General features: G+C 72.5%; 19 protein-coding genes. 7 read left to right on the top strand and 12 right to left on the bottom strand.

Going from position 1 to position 16,721, the window contains the following annotated elements; genetic code table 11:
- Window positions 1-248 precede the first annotated feature (248 nt).
- Complete coding sequence (locus AB0H84_RS06080; RefSeq protein WP_357598812.1) at window positions 249-890, top strand: response regulator transcription factor; 642 nt, start codon at window positions 249-251, stop codon at window positions 888-890.
- 63 nt (window positions 891-953) lie between these two features.
- Window positions 954-2,153: a tRNA uracil 4-sulfurtransferase ThiI gene (thiI, locus tag AB0H84_RS06075; protein ID WP_357598809.1), complete on the top strand. Its 1,200-nt coding sequence runs from the start codon at window positions 954-956 to the stop codon at window positions 2,151-2,153.
- A gap of 19 nt (window positions 2,154-2,172) precedes the next feature.
- Here the strand turns inward: thiI and AB0H84_RS06070 are convergent, their stop codons facing one another.
- Entirely contained in the window at window positions 2,173-2,460 is a 288-nt protein-coding gene (locus AB0H84_RS06070) for a YiaA/YiaB family inner membrane protein (RefSeq protein ID WP_357598806.1), read from the bottom strand.
- A 166-nt stretch (window positions 2,461-2,626) separates the two neighbouring features.
- Between AB0H84_RS06070 and AB0H84_RS06065 the strand changes: the two genes are divergently transcribed.
- The 5 genes from AB0H84_RS06065 (at window position 2,627) to AB0H84_RS06045 (ending at window position 7,175) form a co-directional block, all read left to right on the top strand.
- Complete coding sequence (locus AB0H84_RS06065) at window positions 2,627-3,223, top strand: sulfite oxidase-like oxidoreductase (RefSeq protein WP_357598803.1); 597 nt, start codon at window positions 2,627-2,629, stop codon at window positions 3,221-3,223.
- A gap of 55 nt (window positions 3,224-3,278) precedes the next feature.
- Entirely contained in the window at window positions 3,279-4,424 is a 1,146-nt protein-coding gene (locus tag AB0H84_RS06060) for a histidine kinase (RefSeq protein ID WP_357598800.1), read from the top strand.
- Window positions 4,425-4,490: 66 nt separating this feature from the next.
- Window positions 4,491-5,231 (top strand): LytTR family DNA-binding domain-containing protein, encoded by a 741-nt coding sequence (locus AB0H84_RS06055; RefSeq protein WP_344985277.1) that lies wholly within the window; start codon window positions 4,491-4,493, stop codon window positions 5,229-5,231.
- Window positions 5,232-5,306: 75 nt separating this feature from the next.
- Window positions 5,307-5,600 (top strand): hypothetical protein, encoded by a 294-nt coding sequence (locus tag AB0H84_RS06050; RefSeq protein WP_357598797.1) that lies wholly within the window; start codon window positions 5,307-5,309, stop codon window positions 5,598-5,600.
- An 84-nt stretch (window positions 5,601-5,684) separates the two neighbouring features.
- Window positions 5,685-7,175, top strand: coding sequence for a cation acetate symporter (locus AB0H84_RS06045; RefSeq protein ID WP_357598794.1), 1,491 nt, complete (start codon window positions 5,685-5,687; stop codon window positions 7,173-7,175).
- Window positions 7,176-7,536: 361 nt separating this feature from the next.
- Here the strand turns inward: AB0H84_RS06045 and AB0H84_RS06040 are convergent, their stop codons facing one another.
- The 11 genes from AB0H84_RS06040 to uraD all read right to left on the bottom strand — a co-directional run bounded on the left by AB0H84_RS06040 (window position 7,537) and on the right by uraD (window position 16,663).
- Window positions 7,537-8,376 (bottom strand): deoxyribonuclease IV, encoded by an 840-nt coding sequence (locus AB0H84_RS06040; protein WP_357598791.1) that lies wholly within the window; start codon window positions 8,374-8,376, stop codon window positions 7,537-7,539.
- Between the two features lie 76 nt (window positions 8,377-8,452).
- Complete coding sequence (alc, locus tag AB0H84_RS06035; RefSeq protein WP_357598789.1) at window positions 8,453-9,421, bottom strand: allantoicase; 969 nt, start codon at window positions 9,419-9,421, stop codon at window positions 8,453-8,455.
- A complete protein-coding gene (gene allB, locus AB0H84_RS06030; RefSeq protein WP_357598786.1) occupies window positions 9,422-10,726 on the bottom strand; it encodes an allantoinase AllB in 1,305 nt (434 codons plus the stop codon).
- Window positions 10,727-11,881 (bottom strand): glycerate kinase, encoded by a 1,155-nt coding sequence (locus AB0H84_RS06025; RefSeq protein ID WP_357598783.1) that lies wholly within the window; start codon window positions 11,879-11,881, stop codon window positions 10,727-10,729.
- Between the two features lie 121 nt (window positions 11,882-12,002).
- Window positions 12,003-12,215 (bottom strand): EF-hand domain-containing protein, encoded by a 213-nt coding sequence (locus AB0H84_RS06020; protein WP_357598780.1) that lies wholly within the window; start codon window positions 12,213-12,215, stop codon window positions 12,003-12,005.
- Between the two features lie 39 nt (window positions 12,216-12,254).
- Window positions 12,255-13,643, bottom strand: coding sequence for an 8-oxoguanine deaminase (locus tag AB0H84_RS06015; protein ID WP_357598777.1), 1,389 nt, complete (start codon window positions 13,641-13,643; stop codon window positions 12,255-12,257).
- Window positions 13,640-14,113, bottom strand: coding sequence for a (2Fe-2S)-binding protein (locus AB0H84_RS06010; protein WP_357599663.1), 474 nt, complete (start codon window positions 14,111-14,113; stop codon window positions 13,640-13,642). Before AB0H84_RS06010 ends, AB0H84_RS06015 begins: the two co-directional genes overlap by 4 nt.
- Window positions 14,113-14,973, bottom strand: a complete 861-nt coding sequence (locus AB0H84_RS06005) for a xanthine dehydrogenase family protein subunit M (RefSeq protein WP_357598774.1) — start codon at window positions 14,971-14,973, stop codon at window positions 14,113-14,115. The genes AB0H84_RS06010 and AB0H84_RS06005 overlap by 1 nt, the downstream gene beginning before the upstream one ends.
- Before the next feature lie 5 nt (window positions 14,974-14,978).
- The gene (pucL, locus tag AB0H84_RS06000; protein ID WP_357598771.1) at window positions 14,979-15,866 is read right to left on the bottom strand and encodes a factor-independent urate hydroxylase; all 888 of its coding nucleotides are present in this window, start codon (window positions 15,864-15,866) and stop codon (window positions 14,979-14,981) included.
- The gene (gene uraH, locus AB0H84_RS05995) at window positions 15,867-16,166 is read right to left on the bottom strand and encodes a hydroxyisourate hydrolase (protein WP_357598768.1); all 300 of its coding nucleotides are present in this window, start codon (window positions 16,164-16,166) and stop codon (window positions 15,867-15,869) included. It abuts the gene before it with no gap.
- Complete coding sequence (gene uraD, locus AB0H84_RS05990) at window positions 16,163-16,663, bottom strand: 2-oxo-4-hydroxy-4-carboxy-5-ureidoimidazoline decarboxylase (RefSeq protein ID WP_357598765.1); 501 nt, start codon at window positions 16,661-16,663, stop codon at window positions 16,163-16,165. The genes uraH and uraD overlap by 4 nt, the downstream gene beginning before the upstream one ends.
- Window positions 16,664-16,721 lie beyond the last annotated feature (58 nt).

Below are 16,721 nucleotides of genomic sequence, written 5' to 3'. Positions count from 1 at the left end.
TCGCGCCGCCCCCGCCTCACGCTGCGCCCGCCTCGCGCCGCCCCCGCCTCACGCTGCGCCCGCCTCGCGCCGCCCCCGCCTCACGCTGCGCCCACGCCGCGCTGCGCCCCGCCCCGCCCGCGCCTTCATGCTCGCCGCCTCGACGCCCCCGGTGTCGGCCTCGGGCCTGCGACCCGCAGCGCCACTCCCGCCCCCTCGCATCCGCCAGCGGCCCGGGCAAGGGGGAGAGGCGCGGTTAGAGTTGCGGCATGGTGCGGGTGATGGTGGTGGACGACCATCCCATGTGGCGTGACGGCGTGGCCAGGGATCTCGCCGAGGCCGGTTACGAGGTCGTGGCCGCCGTGGGGGAGGGGCGGCAGGCCGTGCGGGCGGCCGCGGCGGTGCGGCCGGACGTCGTGGTGCTGGATCTGCACTTGCCGGATATGTCGGGTCCGGAGGTGGCCGCCAGGCTGGCCTCGGCCGAGTCGCCGCCCAGGGTGCTGGTGCTGTCGGCCAGCGCCGAGCAGGGGGACGTGCTCCAGGCCGTCAAGGCGGGCGCGTCCGGATATCTGGTGAAGTCGGCCAGCCGGGAGGAGTTCCTCGACGCGGTGCGCCGTACCGCCGACGGCGACGCCGTCTTCACCCCCGGGCTGGCCGGGCTGGTGCTGGGCGAATACCGGCGGCTGGCCGCGCAGCCGGCGCCCGCCGAGGGGCCGCGGCTGACCGAGCGCGAGACCGAGGTGCTCAGGCTGGTCGCCAAGGGCCTGACGTACAAGCAGATCGCCGAACGGCTCGTGCTCTCCCACCGCACGGTCCAGAACCACGTCCAGAACACGCTGGGCAAGCTCCAGTTGCACAACCGGGTGGAGCTGGTGCGATATGCGATCGAGCGGGGACTCGACGCGGACTAAACTCAAGGGGTCGCGACGTTGGCACCAACGCGCGCCATTCCCCATCTTCCCGGAGGTTCCACCATGACGATGTCTGCCCTGGGCGAGCCGTGCGTTCTGCTCAAGCTGGGCGAGATCGTCCTCAAGGGCAAGAACCGCGAGCTGTTCGAACGCCGCCTGATCAGCAACATCCGCGACGCGCTCCAGTCGCTCGACCTCAAGGTCGACGTGCGCAAGCGGCATGGCGTGATCGCGATCTTCCTGCCCCAGGGCGCCACGGCCGACCAGGCGGAGGCGGTGGCCCAGCGGGTCGCCGACGTGCCGGGGCTGGTGTGGATCCATCGGGCCTGGCGGGTCGCCAAGGACCCCGACACCGTGCTGAAGGCCGGCCTGGAGCTGGTGGGCGAGAGCGAGGAGGCCAAGCGGGGCGCCCGCTTCGCGGTCCGCTCCCGCCGCCGCGACAAGCGCTTCCCGCTGCGCTCCAACGAGCTCGACCGGCTCGTGGGCGGCGCGATCAACGACGAGTACGGCCTGCCGGTCGATCTGAAGAACCCCGAGCTGACGGTGTTCATCGAGGTCGACAGGGACGAGGTGTTCGTCTTCACCGGCGGCATCCCCGGTCAGGGCGGCCTGCCCGTCGGCACCAGCGGCCGGGCCCTGGTGCTCATGTCGGGCGGCATCGACTCGCCCGTGGCGGCGTACCGGATGATGCGGCGCGGACTGCACGTCGACTTCCTGCACTTCTCCGGCATCCCGTTCACCACCTCGGAGTCGATCTACAAGGCGTACGCGCTGGTCAAGAAGCTCGACCGGTTCCAGGGCAGGTCGCGGCTGTGGGTGGTGCCGTTCGGCAAGGCGCAGCAGTCGATCCGCAACTCGGGCCAGGACCGCCTGGCCGTGATCGCGCAGCGGCGGCTCATGCTCAAGACGGCCGAGGAGGTCGCCCACCGCATCCACGCCTCCGCGCTGATCACCGGCGACGCGCTCGGCCAGGTCTCCTCCCAGACCCTGGCCAACATCACCGCCCAGGACAACGCGGTGGACATGCCGATCCTGCGCCCGCTGGTGGGCTGGGACAAGACCGAGATCATGGCCGAGGCGCGGCGCATCGGCACGCTGGAGATCTCCGAGCTGCCCGACGAGGACTGCTGCAGCCTGCTGGCGCCCAAGCGGGCGGAGACGCGGGCCAAGATCGAGGACCTGAAGCAGATCGAGAAGCGGCTCGACGCCGAGGAGCTGTGCGTGCAGCTCGCCGACTCGATCCAGGAGTACACGCTGGACTGACCCCGGCGCGCGGCGGGTCTCAGCCGTTGACCTTGAACGGGTCGTGCTCGGCCAGCAGCTTGTCCAGCCGCGCCTGGTCCACGCGGTTGGTGACCTCCGACTGCTCCTGGCGGTCGCGGACGACCTTGCAGAGCGTGACCGTCGAGGTGACGACGTACAGCAGGCCGAGCCCCAGGAACGCCCTGACCCACCCCTGGACGGGCAGGTAGATCAGGGCGATCACCACGGAGGACAGCGAGACGGCGAACGACAGGACCGCCTGGACGTAGAACGCGGTGGTCTGCGTGGGCTGAATGGGCTTCGTCATGCGGCCATCGTGCGACGGGGCGACCGGCCGCCGCATGGGGTCACGTACTCAAGTTACTCATGAGTACGTGACGACGGCGGCCGCCTCCCACCGCACCCGCTCGCGAGGCGCGGATGATCCGATGGCAGGATGGCCCCAGACGGCGAGTCAGGGGAGGGGAGTGATCGTGGAGGAGTCGCGCTTGCCTCCAGGCCAGTACGTGCCGCGCGGCCGACCCGTGATCCACTACGGAAGGGTGCCCGGGTTCAAGCCGGAGAGCTGGGACTTCCGGGTCTTCGGCGCCACCGCGTCCGGCGCGGAGCACTGCTTCACCTGGAGCGACTTCGAGCGGCTGCCCCGCACGACCCGCATCGCCGACTTCCACTGCGTGACCAAGTTCTCCCTCATGGGCAACGAGTGGGGCGGCGTCACCCCCGCCACGATCATGGAGGTCGCCCCGCCCGACCCGGGCGTGCGCCACGTGATGATCTGGGCCGAGTACGGCTACAGCGCCAACCTTCGCATGGCCGACTTCACCGCCTCCGACACGCTGTTCGCCCTGGAGCTCGACGAGAAGCCGCTCAGCCCCGACCGGGGCTTCCCGGTGCGCATCGTCGTGCCCCACCTGTACGCGTGGAAGAGCGTCAAATGGGTGCGCGGCATCGAATACCTCCTCGAAGATCGCCGCGGCTTCTGGGAGGAGCGCGGCTACCACAACATCGCCGACCCCTGGCGCGAGCAGCGCTACTCCTACCAGGAAGAACCCGGCGAGGGACCCCCCTAGACTTCACTCACTGTTTTGCCCCGGACGCGCTCCGTTTTTGGCTACGGTTTCCCGCATGCTGACCACCGCGTGCGTGGTGCTGTCCCCCTTGTTCTTCCTCGCCGGCTACGGGCTCGCCCGCGCGCGGTGGCGCCGCCATGCGCTGCCGGAGGGCCGCAGGTCGGACGAGGCGACGTTCACCACGCTGCACATCGCCGCGATGGCCGCCCCCGCCCTGCGCGGCGGGCTCAACCGCGACTCCGCCCGCAAGGCCGTACGGCACCTGCACACGCTGCTCGGCACCCGGGCCGTCGCGATCACCTCGACCGAGGCGGCGCTGGCCTGGGAGGGGCCGTGCACCGACGACGTGCTCACCTACGCCCGCGCCGCGCTGGCGGCGGGCCGGGCGCAGGTGTTCCCGGGGGAGCCGTCCGGGGGTGTCGTGGTGCCGCTGACCGTGGACGGCACGGTCGTGGGGACGCTGGCGGCCTTCGACGAGGAGGTGAGCGCCGGCCTCGTGCGTACCGTCACCGAGGTCGCCCGCTGGGTGTCGGGCCAGCTGGAGCTGGCCGAGCTGGATGCCTCGCGGCGGCGCGCCCTGGAGGCGGAGATGCGCGCGCTGCGGGCGCAGATCTCGCCGCACTTCGTCTACAACGCGCTCACCACGATCGCCTCGTTCGTCCGCACGAACCCCAAGCGCGCCCGCGAACTCCTGCTCGACTTCGCCGACTTCTCCCGGTACGCGCTGCGCCGGGCGCACGACTTCACGACCCTGGCCGACGAGCTGACGTGCGTCGACCGATACCTCCTGCTGGAACGTGCCAGATTCGGCGACAAGCTGCGCTTCAGCATGCAGGTGGCGCCCGAGGTGCTGCCCGTGCCCGTGCCGTTCCTGTGCCTGCAGCCGCTCGTCGAGAACGCCATCAAGCACGGCATGCGCGGCCGCGGCGGCAGCGGCGAGGTGCGGGTCGTGGTGCGCGACGCGGGCCCCGAGGCGCACATCACGGTCGAGGACGACGGCGCCGGGATGGACCCGGAGTCCGCGCGGCGGATGCTGGACGAGAACCCGGCCCGCGAGGGCAGCGGCATCGGGCTGGCCAACGTGGACCTGCGGATGCGCCAGATCTACGGCGACGGCTACGGTCTCGTCGTGGAGACGGCATTGGGCGCGGGCACGAAAGTCAGGCTGCGGGTGCCCAAAACCCAACTTAGCTCTTTGTAGTCAAATCATTACTCTCTGCTGGCGTTCCGCTTGTGACCTTTGCTTTCATACGGCAGCGTGGAGGACATGCTGAGAGTTCTGGCCGTCGACGACGAGGTGCCCGCTCTGGAGGAGCTCGCCTACCTGTTGCGCCAGGACGACCGGATCGAACACGTCGCGACCGCCTCCGACGGCGTCACGGCGCTGCAGGACATGGTGCAGATGATCGGCAGCGGCGAGCGGCTCGACGGGATCTTCCTGGACATCCGGATGCCCGGGCTCGACGGGCTCGATCTGGCCAGGCTGGTCGGCGGGTTCCCCAGCCCGCCGCGGCTGGTGTTCGTGACCGCGCACGAGGAGTGCGCGGTCCAGGCGTTCGAGCTGGAGGCGGTCGACTACCTGCTCAAGCCGGTCAGGGCCGAGCGCCTGGCGGAGGCCGTGCGCCGGCTGGAGGCGGCCGCGCTGTCCGGCCCCGAGCCGGTCCAGGACGAGGTGATCCCGGTGGAGCTGGGCGGGCGCACCCGCTTCGTACCGCAGCAGGCGGTCTGGTACGCCGAGGCCAAGGGCGACTACGTACGGCTGCACACCGTGGACGGGAGCTATCTCGTACGCATGTCCCTGGCCGCGCTGGAGCGGCGCTGGTCGGATGCCGGATTCATCCGCATCCACCGCAGCACGCTGGTCTCCGGGCGGCACGTCAGCGAGCTCAGGTTCGAGGGCGGCCGGGTGACGCTCACCGTCGGCACCGAGACGCTGCAGGTCAGCAGGCGGCACAGCCGTCAGGTGCGCGACCAGCTCGTACGCCAGCACAGGGGCGTGATCTCGTGACGGCTCGCGGGAGCGTGACCCGGTGACGGGGGGAGCGGCGGATGGCCCGGTGACGGGGGAGCGGCGGATGGCCCGGTGACGGTGGAACGGCGGATGATCGTGTCGCGCGGGCCGGGCGCGGCCGGGCGGGCGCGCGAGCGGTCCGATCCCGAGGAGGACGGGCCCGACGTGACGGCGATCATGGGGCGGCAGTTGAGACAGGCGCTGCTGACCGTGGGCGCCGTCGCGGGACTGCTGGCGGGCGTCCCCGTGATCGCCGTGTGGGTGCCCGGCCCCGGGGCCTGGGTGGCGCTCTCGCTGGCCCTGCAGGGCGTCTGGGTGGCGCTGGCCGTTCGGCAGCTGAGACGGGCGGAGCGGCTGGAGAGATGAGCGTGCTGCGGCTGAGGCGGCCGCCGGATCCGGCGGCGACATGAGAGCGCTGCGGCTGCGGCCGCTGCCGGATCCGGCGGCGAGATGACCGTCGCGGTGCTGACCGGGATCGCCTTCATGCTGGTTCTGGGTGTCATGGTGGGCGCCGCGCGACCTCGCCGCTCGAGCGGCGTCTCCGACTTCCACGTGGCGGCCAGGGCGGTCCCGCCCTGGTGGAACGGCGCCGCGATCTCGTCCGAGTTCACCTCGGCCGCGGCCTGCCTGGGAGCGGCCGGGCTCATCGCCACCCGTGGCGGGCCGATGGTGTGGTACCCGGCGGGGGCCACGGCCGGGTTCGTCGTCATCCTCGCCCTGGTCGTCGCCCCGTTGCGGCGCTCCGGGACGTACACGCTGCCCGACTTCGCCGAGTGGCGGCTCGGGTCGGCCGGGCTGCGCCGCTTCACCACCTGCTTCGTGCTGGTCATCGGGCTGGTGTTCATGGTCGCGCAGCTCCACGCGGCCGGCGTCGTGGTGCGTCTGCTGACCGGGCTGCCGCCGTGGCTGGGCTGGGCGGCCGTCGCGGCGGCGGCGCTGGTCGTGGCGTTCGCGGGCGGGCAGGGGAGCGTGACGAGCGTGCAGGCCGCGCAGTTCTGGCTGAAGCTGGTCGCGTTCGTCGGCGTGGGGGTGGCGTGCTGGTGGCTGGGGGACGCGCGGCCTCTCACCGGGTTCGAGGCGGCCTATCGGGCCGGTGCGGCCGGACCGGCGGGGGCGGGCGACCCGTCCCTGCCCGGGGTGCTGACCGTGCTGCTGGCCTGCGCGCTCGGCACCATGGGGCTGCCGCACGTGATCGTCCGCGTCTACACCAACAGCGACGGGCACGGGGCCAGGCGGTCGATCGTGGCGACGCAGGCCATGCTGGCGGTCTTCTGCGTCGTGCCGCCGCTGTACGGGCTCCTGGGGCGCGTACACGTGAGCGGCGCGGCGCCGGACGAGATCGTGCTGCTGCTGCCCTCCAGGCTGGCTCCAGGAGCCGTGGGGGACGCGCTCACGGGCGTGCTGGCCGCCGGGGCGTTCGCGGCCTTCCTGGCCACCACGGGCGGCGTCCTCGTGGCGGTCGGCGGCGCGGTGTCGACGTGCCTGACCCGGGCCGGCGTGAGCTCCTTCCGCACGGCCGTGGGCCTGGTGCTGCTGGCCGCGCTCGTCCTGACGGCCGTCAGCACCCCGCAGACGTCGGTGGCGTTCGTCCTGATCGGCTTCAGCCTCTCGGCCGCCACGTTCTGCCCGCTGCTGGTGCTGGGGATCTGGTGGCGCCGGCTGACGGACGCCGGGGTGGCGGCCGGGTTCGCGCTCGGCGGGGGACTGACGGCGGTGCTCGTGCTCGGGGAGGGGGCGGGCGTGAAAACAGGCGTGCTCTCCGCCAACCCCGCGCCGGTCGCCGTGCCGGTGGCGTTTGCCGCGATGGTGCTGATTTCCCTGGTCACCCCGGGCCGGGTGCCGCGCGGAGTGGGGCGGATGATGGCCAAGATGCATCTGCCCGAGCATCTCGTGGGCCCACCGGCCTACCGCTCGTCGCACCACAGCAGCCGCTCACCGTAAGCACACGCTCCGTATAACGCTGACTACGCACCGTTCAACGAGCTGCCCTTGAACAGGGTGTCGTCCGCAAGATCGCGACCGTAGTGTTTCGGCATCAGATAGCCATCCCCGGCGCATCGGGGGGGACGAGCCGGGGGGCTCATGACAGGCCTGATGCGCCGCTTCACCGGTGACCGCGCTGGTCACCACGGCTGCCGGGCCCTCATCGGGGGTAGGGCCCGCCATGCCGGTCCCGTGGAGGGGCGCCTGCTGAGGCCCTCAGCCGGCCCCGCGATACGGCCCTTCGGGGGCGGCCGGATCGCGCGAGCAGGCGCTCCTGTCACGGTGGGCACGTCACGGTGGCGCCCCCGCCGGGCTCCCGTCAGCTGTCGCGGAGCTTCTTCAGCAGCGCGATGTCCTCGGCGTGCTTGGGCGCCTTGCCCGGCGTCTCGATGCAGACCGGCACTCCCGCCACGGCCGGATGCCGCATGAGCTCGGCGAACGGCTGGGCGCCGATGTGCCCGGCCCCGATGTTCTCGTGCCGGTCCTTCTTGGCCCCGCACACGTCCTTGGAGTCGTTGGCGTGGATCAGCTTGAGCCGCCCGGGGGCGATGCCGTGCAGGGCGTCGAGCGTCTCCTTCACCCCGCCCTCCGCCGCGAGGTCGTGACCGGCGGCGAACGCGTGGCACGTGTCGAGGCAGACGCCGGCCCGCGGGTGCCAGTCGAGCGTCGCCAGGTAGGGCTCGAGGTCCTGGACCGTCGCGCAGAGCATGGCGCCCTGCCCCGCCATCGGCTCGAGCAGCAGGTCGGGCCCGCCCTCGGGGATCTCGTCCAGCAGCGGCAGCAGGGTCTCCCGCACCTGGCGCAGCGCGTCGTCACGGGACTGCGTGACCGCGGAGCCCGTGTGCAGCACGACCCCCTTGGCGCCGATCTCGGCCCCGCGCCGCAGCGTGTGGCGCACGAGCGCGATGGAGTTGGCCAGCGTCTCGGGGCTGGGCGAGCCGAAGTTGGCGAGGTAGGGCACGTGGACGAACGTCTCGACGCCTGACTCCGCCAGCTTGGCGTCCTCCTCGGGCCGGCCCTCGGCGAGCGCCCAGCCGCGGGGATTGGTGACGAACACCTGGATCATCTCGGCGCCGATCTCGGCCATGTTCTTGAGGCCGCCCGTCGCCAGGCCGCCTGTGACGAGCACGTGCCCGCCGATCAGGGATGTTGGGGTCATGATGGCTCTCAGTCTAGGCGGGCCGCGGCTGCGGGCTGAGCGGCGGCTCAAGCCGTCACGGTGGGTGACCGCCAGACTACCGCCCTGCCGGGTCAGGGGTGACCAGGTGGCCGTGGAGGCGGACGCGGGCCAGGCCGCCGTCGGGATAGATGTCCACCCGCACGTGCGTGACCGGATCCTCGTGGTGGAGCCGGAAGCGGTGCGGGGTGTCGGGCTGGAGCGGGGTCCTCGGGAGGAGCCCGATCTCGCGTTCGCCGTCGACGAGGCCGGTGAGCGAGACCGCGCCCGGCGCGTTGAAGAGCAGGTTCGTGGTGTCGATCTCGGCCAGCCTGATCACGCCGGGGCCCGCGAGCCGGATGACCAGCCAGTCGTTGCCGCCGTCGCGGCGGCGGGCGGTCTCCCAGCCCTCCGCCTGGTGGCGGGGGAGGCCGGGGGCGAGGACATTGTCGGGGGAGGAGTAGAACTCGTCCGAGCAGGCGGTGACCCGGCCGCCGTTGGCCAGCGCGGCCAGGTCGAGGCCGAGCCCCTCGTACACCGACAGGTCGGGACGTGCCTCCCCGTGCACCCGGAGGCGGGCGACGCCGCCGTCGGGGAAGATGTTCAGCCGCACGTGGGTGAAGCGGCGCGCGTCGGTGACGGCGAAACGGTGCTCGGCGTCCCCCTTGAGCTCGGCCCGGGGGACGATCTCCACCCAGGAGGCGGACTCCAGCTCGGCGGGTGACGGGTGGCCCTCGACCGCGGCCGCCTCGACGGAGGCGTACGGCGGGTAGTTGCCCTTGAACCACGCCGTGTCGATCACCACGCCACGGATCACGCCCGGAATCCCCAGTCGCACCAGCGCCCAGTCGTGGCCGGGTGAGCGGCGGCGGCGGGTCTCCCACCCGTCGTACACCTGCCCCTTGTTCCCGAACGTCGCCGCCTGGAAGCCCGGACGCTCCGGCCTGATCAGGCTCTCCTTCTCGGCGAACGACTCGTCGCTGGCCGCCACGACGGACCCGCCGAGGGTGCGCAGGGCGAGGTCCGGCAGGTTGGCGAAGGATGGCATCTAGCGCTCTCCCAACAGAAATCGGCCGTGCGGCACGCCGTCCACCGGGCGGCCGCGCAGCCAGGTGGTCAGCACGGCGCCCTTGAGCACGCGGCCGTGGTACGGGGTGACCGGGTTCTTGTGGTGGAGGAGCGCGGCGTCCACGGGGTGGTCAGCCAGGGGATCGAATGCCACCAGATCGGCGTCATTGCCGACCTTTATCCCGCCTTTCCCCGAAATTCCGGCCATTGAGGCTGGATTGGCGGACATCCAGCGGGCCACGTCGCCCAGCCCGTACCCCCTCCTCGATGCCTCCGTCCAGATCGCGGGCAGGCCGAGCTGGAGTGAGGCGATGCCGCCCCAGGCGGCCGCGAAGTCGGGCACCTTGAGGTCGGCGGGCGACGGCGAGTGGTCGGACACGACGCAGCTCAGCACGCCCCTGGCCAGCCCGTCCCACAGCAGGTCCCGGTTGGCCTCGGAACGGATCGGCGGGCAGCACTTGTACGCGGTCTCCCCCTCGGGCACCTGCTCGGCCGCCAGCGTCAGGTAGTGGGGGCACGTCTCCGCCGTGACCGCGACGCCCTCCGCCTGGGCCCGTTCCAGCACGTCCAGGCAGGAGGCGCTGGAGACGTGCAGGATGTGCACGCGGGCGCCGGTCTCCCCGGCCAGCCGCACGACCCGCGCGACGGCGCTGCGCTCCGACTCGCCGGGCCGCGACTCCAGGAACTCCCGGTACGTCGGCCCGCCCGGCTCCCCGAGCAGCTCCGGGTCCTCGGCGTGCACCACCATGACCCCGCCGATCCCGGCCACCTCGGACAGCGCCTCCCGCAGCTCGGCGGCGCTCAGCGGCGGGAACTCGTCCACACCCGACGGAGACATGAAGCACTTGAAGCCATGGACGCCGCGCTCGCGGAGCGGCGCGAGGTCCTTGACGTTCCCCGGCACCGCCCCGCCCCAGAAGCCGACGTCCACGTGGCACTGTCCTTCGGCGGCCCGCAGCTTGGCCTCGAGGGCGGCCGTGTTCACGGTGGGCGGGAGCGAGTTGAGCGGCATGTCGAGGATCGTGGTGACGCCTCCGGCGCCCGCCGCCCTGGTCGCCGAGTCGAACCCCTCCCAGTGCGTCCGGCCCGGCTCGTTGACGTGCACGTGCGTGTCGACCAGGCCGGGCAGGAGCGCCAGGTCGCGCAGGTCGATGTCCTCGGCGGCCTCGAGCGGCGCGGCGTAGTCGTACAGGCCCGCGATCTTCTCGCCCCGTACGGCCACCGCCGCCGCCCGCTCGCCCTCCGGGGTGACGGTCCTGCGGGATCGGATCACCAGATCGATCATCTATTCCTCGTGGAGGTGGACGGCGGCCAGCCGGGCGGCGAGGCGCTCGAGCAGCGGCCCGGCCTCGGCCATGCAGCGGTCGGGGTCGGGCTCCAGGTCCGTGAGGGCGTAGGCGGCCTCGATGCCCGCGGCCCGCAGCTGGTCGTCGGTGAGCGTACGGCGGCCGCAGACGGCCACCACCGGGACGCCCGCCCTGGCCGCGGCCTGCGCCACGCCGACAGGCGCCTTGCCGCGCAGGGACTGCTCGTCCAGCGAGCCCTCGCCCGTGATCACCAGCCGCGCGCCCTTGACCAGCTCGCCGAAGCCGAGCAGGTCGAGCAGGTAGCCGATGCCGGGCCGGATCTCGGCGTGCAGGAACGCCAGCGCGGCGAACCCCACCCCACCGGCCGCCCCCGCTCCCGGCGCCCCGGCCACGCCCATCGCCCGGGGCGTGTCGTCGTGCTCGACCGCCCCCATCAGCCCGTGCGTGGCCGTCGCCACGGCCGCCAGCCGGGTCAGAGCGGCCTCCAGCGTCTTCACGTCCTCGGGAGTGGCGCCCTTCTGGGGGCCGTAGACGGCGGCGGCGCCGTGGGGCCCGAGGAGCGGGTTGTCCACATCGCTCGCCACCACGAACTCGATCCCGGAGATGTCCGCGAAACCCGACATGTCGATGCGGGCCAGGTCCTTCAACGCGGCCCCGCCCTGCGGCAGGTCGTTCCCGCCGGCGTCCAGCAGGCGCGCGCCGAGGGCCTGCGCCATGCCCGCGCCCCCGTCGGTGCACGCGCTGCCGCCCAGGCCCAGGACCACCCGCTTGGCCCCCCGGCGCAGGGCGTCCGCGATCAGCTCGCCGGTGCCGTGGCTGGTGGCCGTCAGCGGCTCGTGCCCGCCGGGCAGGCGGCGCAGCCCGGACGCCTCCGCCAGCTCCACCACCGCCGTCGCGTCGGCGTCCTGCCAGGCGTACGAGGCGGGGATCCGCTCCCCGGTGGGCCCGGTCACCTCGATCGTGACCCGGCCGAAGCCGCCGGCCACGGCCGCGTCCACGGTGCCGTCGCCCCCGTCGGCCACCGGCAGCTCCACCGTGGGCACACCCAGCCCGGCCGACACGCGCGATGCCACCTCGGCCGCCGTCAGCGACCCCTTGAACTTGTCGGGGGCGACCAGAACCTGCTGAACCACTACGAACCCCTACACGATGGTGAACAATGTTCTGACACGCCTTCCTGCCCGGTGCGAGCGGGCAGGAAGGCGTGACTCATCATCACATGGGGGCTGGGGACGGTCCGGGCCCGGTCGCGGTTCAGGCCACCGTGCGGATGAACTCCTCCAGCGAGTAGCGCCCGTCCTGGTCGGAGTCGGCGGACTGGCTCATCGCCCCGAGCGCCTCCGGCGGAAGATCGGGGAAGTGCTGCCGCAGCTCCGCCTCGCTGATGTAGCCGTCGCCGTCGGTGTCGATCGTGGCGAACGTGCTCTTGAGCTCCGCCAGCCGCTCGTCTGGGAGTTCCTCCGACACGGGACCGCCCTTTCCTGCTCGTTCCTGCACATTCCAACCCTAGTCGCCCCCGTGGACCTCTTCCGCGGCGGTGAAGCCGCGCTCCTCGGCCAGGCGCATCAGCCGCCGGTGGGCCGCCGCGCCCGCGCGCCCCGCGGCGTCCTGTGAGACGGTCCGCAGCTCGCCGTCCTCGGCCACGGTGCGCCCGCCCACCAGCACCCGGGCCAGTGGCGGCGGCGGCCCGAAGACCAGCGCGCAGACCGGGTCGGCCACGGCCGAGGTGAAGGGGCCGTCCACGCGCCACAGGGCGAGGTCGGCCAGCTTGCCGGGTTCGAGCGAGCCGAGCTCGCCGTCGCGGCCGAGGTTGCGTGCCCCGCCCAGCGTGGCGATCTCCAGGGCCTGCCGGGCCGTGAGCGCGTCGGGGCCGTACCTGGCGCGCTGGAAGAGCAGGGTCTGACGCATCTCCCCGGCCAGCGACGTCAGCTCGGAGGAGGCGCTGCCGTCCACGCCGAGGCCCACGTTCGCGCCGCTGCGCAGCATCTCGGACACGCGGGCGATCCCGCTGCCGAGCCGGCCGTTCGACGAGGGGCAGTGCGCGGAGCCCGTGCCGGTGGCGGCGAGCTTGCCGATGTCGGCGTCGCTCAGGTGCACCGAGTGGGCGAACCACACGTCGGGGCCCAGCCAGTCCAGCTTCTCCATGTAGTCCACGGGACGCAGCCCGAACTGCGCCACGCAGTGCTCGTCCTCGTCCAGGGTCTCGGCGATGTGCGTGTGCAGGCGCACGCCCTTGGCCCTGGCCAGGGCGGCGGACTCGGTCATCAGCTCGGCACTGGCCGAGAACGGTGAGCACGGCGCGACCGCGATCCGCAGCATCGAGGAGAACGACGGGTCGTGGTAGGCGTCCACGGCCTCCGCCGTGGCGGCCAGGATCTCGTCCAGCTCCTCGACCACGACGTCCGGCGGCAGCCCGCCGTGCGACTCGCCCCTGTCCATGGAGCCGCGGGCGGGGTGGAAGCGGATGCCGACCTCGCGCGCGGCCTCGATCTCGGCCGCGAGCAGGTCGCCCCTGCCCTTGGGGAAGACGTAGTGGTGGTCGCTGGAGGTGGTGCAGCCCGACAGCGCCAGCCAGCCCAGCCCGGCCGAGGCCGCGCCCTTGACCACGTCGGCGTCCATGGCGGCCCAGACCTGGTAGAGCGCCACCAGCCACTCGAACAGGGTGGCGTCCTGCGCCAGGCCCTGCGAGGCCCACTGGTACAGGTGGTGGTGGGTGTTGACCAGGCCGGGGGTGGCCAGGCAGCCGGTGCCGTCGATCCTGGTCGCGCCCGGCGTGTCCGGGGCGGGCCCGGGGCCCAGCTCGGCGATCAGGTCCCCCTCGATCCTGATATATCCGGATTTGATCTCGGGGCCGGTGACCGGCGCGATGTGGACGTTCTCGATGAGCAGGCTCACTCGGCGGCCGCCTTCCGCGACGCGGCCAGCCGTACCGCGTCGATGATCTTCTCGTAGCCCGTGCACCGGCACAGGTTGCCGGCGAGCGCCTCCCTGATCTCCGCGTCGGACGGCAGCCCCACCCGCTCGATCAGGTCGTGCGCCTGCACGACCAGCCCCGGCGTGCAGAACCCGCACTGCACGGCCCCGCACTCCACGAACGCCTCCTGCACCGGATCGAGCCGGTCGCCCTCGGCGAGCCCTTCGACGGTACGCACCTGCCGCCCCTCGGCCTGCCCGGCGGCGACCAGGCAGGAGCAGACCGGCACGCCGTCGAGATAGACCGTGCAGGAGCCGCACTCGCCCTGTTCGCAGGCGTTCTTGGAGCCCGGCAGCCCCATGCGCTCGCGCAGCACGTACAGGAGGCTCTCGCCCTCCCAGACGTTCTCGGCGCTCTCCTCGCGGCCGTTGACGGTGAAGGTGACGCGCATCACGCCGCCCTCCTTCCAAGGTGGTCGTTCCAGGCCCAGGTGAGCGTGCGGCGGGCCAGCACGCCGACGGCGTGCACGCGGTACGCGGCGGTGCCGCGCACGTCGTCGATGGGCGCGGCGGCGGCCGCGCACAGCTCCCCGAACCGCCTGGCCAGCGCCGGATCGAGCGGCGCGGTCCAGTCGAGCTCGCGGGCCAGCAGCTCCTCGGCCTCGAACGCCCGGCGCGGCGTCGGCGCGGCGGACCCGATCCCCGTGCCCACCCGCCGCTCGTGCGGGTGCAGCGCGACCGCGAACGAGCACACGGCGATCACCATGGCGTTGCGGGTGCCGACCTTGGAGAAGTACTGGGGCCCGGTCGCGGGCCTGACGTGAACGGCCCTGATCAGCTCGTCCGGCTCCAGCGCGTTGCGCTTGACCCCCAGGTAGAAGTCGGCGGCCGGGATCATCCGGACGCCGCGCCCGCGCGACTCCACCTCGACGACGGCCTCCGCGGCCAGCAGCGGCGGGTGGCTGTCGCCCGCGGGGGAGGCCGCGCCGAGGTTCCCGCCGACGGATCCTCGGTTGCGGATCTGCGGCGAGCCGACCGTGCGGGCCGCCTGCGCCAGCCCCGGCAGCGGGCCGCCCAGCTCCTCGATGACCGTCGTGTACGGCACCGCCGCCCCGACCCGCCACACGCCGTCCACCATGGCCCATTCCCGCAGCTCGGCCACCCGGTTGAGGTCGAGCAGCGCCGCCGGTCTGCGGACGTCCATGTTGATCTCGACCATGACGTCGGTGCCGCCCTGGATCGGCACCGCGTCGGGCCGCTCGGCCTTGGCGGCCAGCGCCTCCGCCCACGTCGTGGGCCGCAAGAAGTCCATGTCCCCTACTCCCAGGCGAATCCGGCGTCAGATGCGTCCTCGCGCAGCACGCTGCCCTCGATCAGGCCGTACGGGCGGTCGGCGGCGTGGAAGACCTCGTTCTCGTTGTCCAGGCCGAACGGCGACAGGTCCACCGGGAAGTGGTGCTTGTTCGGCATCGCGAGCCTGATCTCGCAGATCTCCGGGCAGGTGGTCAGGGCGCGCTCGCCCATGGCGTACAGGGTCTGCTGGAGCGAGAGGCTGTGGGTGCCCGCGAACGCGTCCAGCAGCGACCCGCGCACCTGCTCGTATGCCTTGCCGTACGCGGCCGTGCCGCCGGTGTGCCGCCAGCGCGCGGTGACGGCGGTGGCGAGGATGCGGTCGGTGGTGGGCCGGAGCGTGGTGTACTCGTCCACGATGTAACCGTGGAACTCCGACCCGGTCGTGTTCATCAGCACCAGGTCCTTCAGCCCGGACACCACGGTGGACCGGCCGTCCCTGTCGTGGTGCCCCCTGTCGTAATGGACAAGGCACGTGCGCACCTCGCCGCCGTCGCGCACGAACGAGTACGGCCCCTCGCGGCGCCACGCGTACTCGTCGATCTCGACCCTGGCGTGGTGGATCGTCGGCTGCGACTCGACGAAGTGCCTGGCCAGCAGGAGGGCGAACTCCTCGATCTGGCCGACGCCGTGCTCTTTCGCCAGCGCGTACGCGGTGTTCTTCTGCGTGTCGGTCGGCAGGACGGCGGCGTTGTCGCCGGTCAGGTGGACGGCCTCCATGTCGCCGGAGAGCGAGGTGCTGACACTGAGGTCCTTGACGTGGTGCACCGCGTCGTCCACCGGACCGTCCCTGACCACGTGGACGAGCCTGATCTCCGCCTTGCCGTAGCGGTTGGGTCCGAGCTTGATGGACATCTAGCTCCCTCGGTAGGTGGAGTAGGCGTACGGGCTGAGCAGCAGGGGCACGTGGTAGTGCCGTTCCGGGTCGGCGACGGTGAAGGTGACCACGACCTCCGGGTAGAACGTCTCCTCCAGGTAGGCGCCGGTGTCGAAGACGACCCGGTGCACCCCGGCGCCCGGGTTCCAGCCCTTGATGCGGCCGTCGTCGTCGGTGCGCCCCTCTGCCACGACCCGGCCGTCGTGCTCCAGGCGTACGTGGAGGCCCCGCGCCGGGAGGCCGGTGACCGCGTTCAGCACGTGCGTCGAGAAGCTCACGTCCCCTCCTGCATGAGCTTGCCCAGGCGCAGCCGCGTGATCGCGGCCAGCTCGTCACGGACGACCGCGCGCTCGCTCTCCTCGTCGTTGCCCAGCCGCTCGCGGAGCCGGTCCAGCAGCTGGGCCCCGCTGAGCCCGGTGGCGCAGATCAGGTAGACGTGCCCGAAGCGCTCCTCGTAGGCCCGGTTGCCCTCGGCGAGCGCCTGGCGTACGTCGTCCGACACCCCCGACTGCTCCTGCCGGGACCACGACGCCTCCCTGCCGCCCCCGGCGGCCCGCTCCCCGATCCTCGGGTGCGCCGCGAGCGCCTCCAGCACGTCGTCCCACGGGAGCTCCCTGACGGCCGCGTCGGCGGCCGCGGTGAGCTCGCCGAGATCCCGGTACGGCCGGCGCGCCGCCAGCTTCGCGGCGAAGGTCCGCGAGGCGCAGCAGGTGAGCAGCTCCTCCTCGGCGGCGTCCGGGGACCTGGCGTTGAAGTCGGGCAGTGTGTCGGGCATGTCAGAAGTACACACATGCGCTTCGTGCCCGGTCCATCCGCAAGAACTCCGAACTGAC

The sequence above is a fragment of the Nonomuraea sp. NPDC050786 genome, assembly GCF_040654115.1.
In the GTDB taxonomy this organism is placed as follows: Bacteria; Actinomycetota; Actinomycetes; order Streptosporangiales; family Streptosporangiaceae; genus Nonomuraea.
This window is presented reverse-complemented; position numbering and strand designations above follow the sequence as displayed.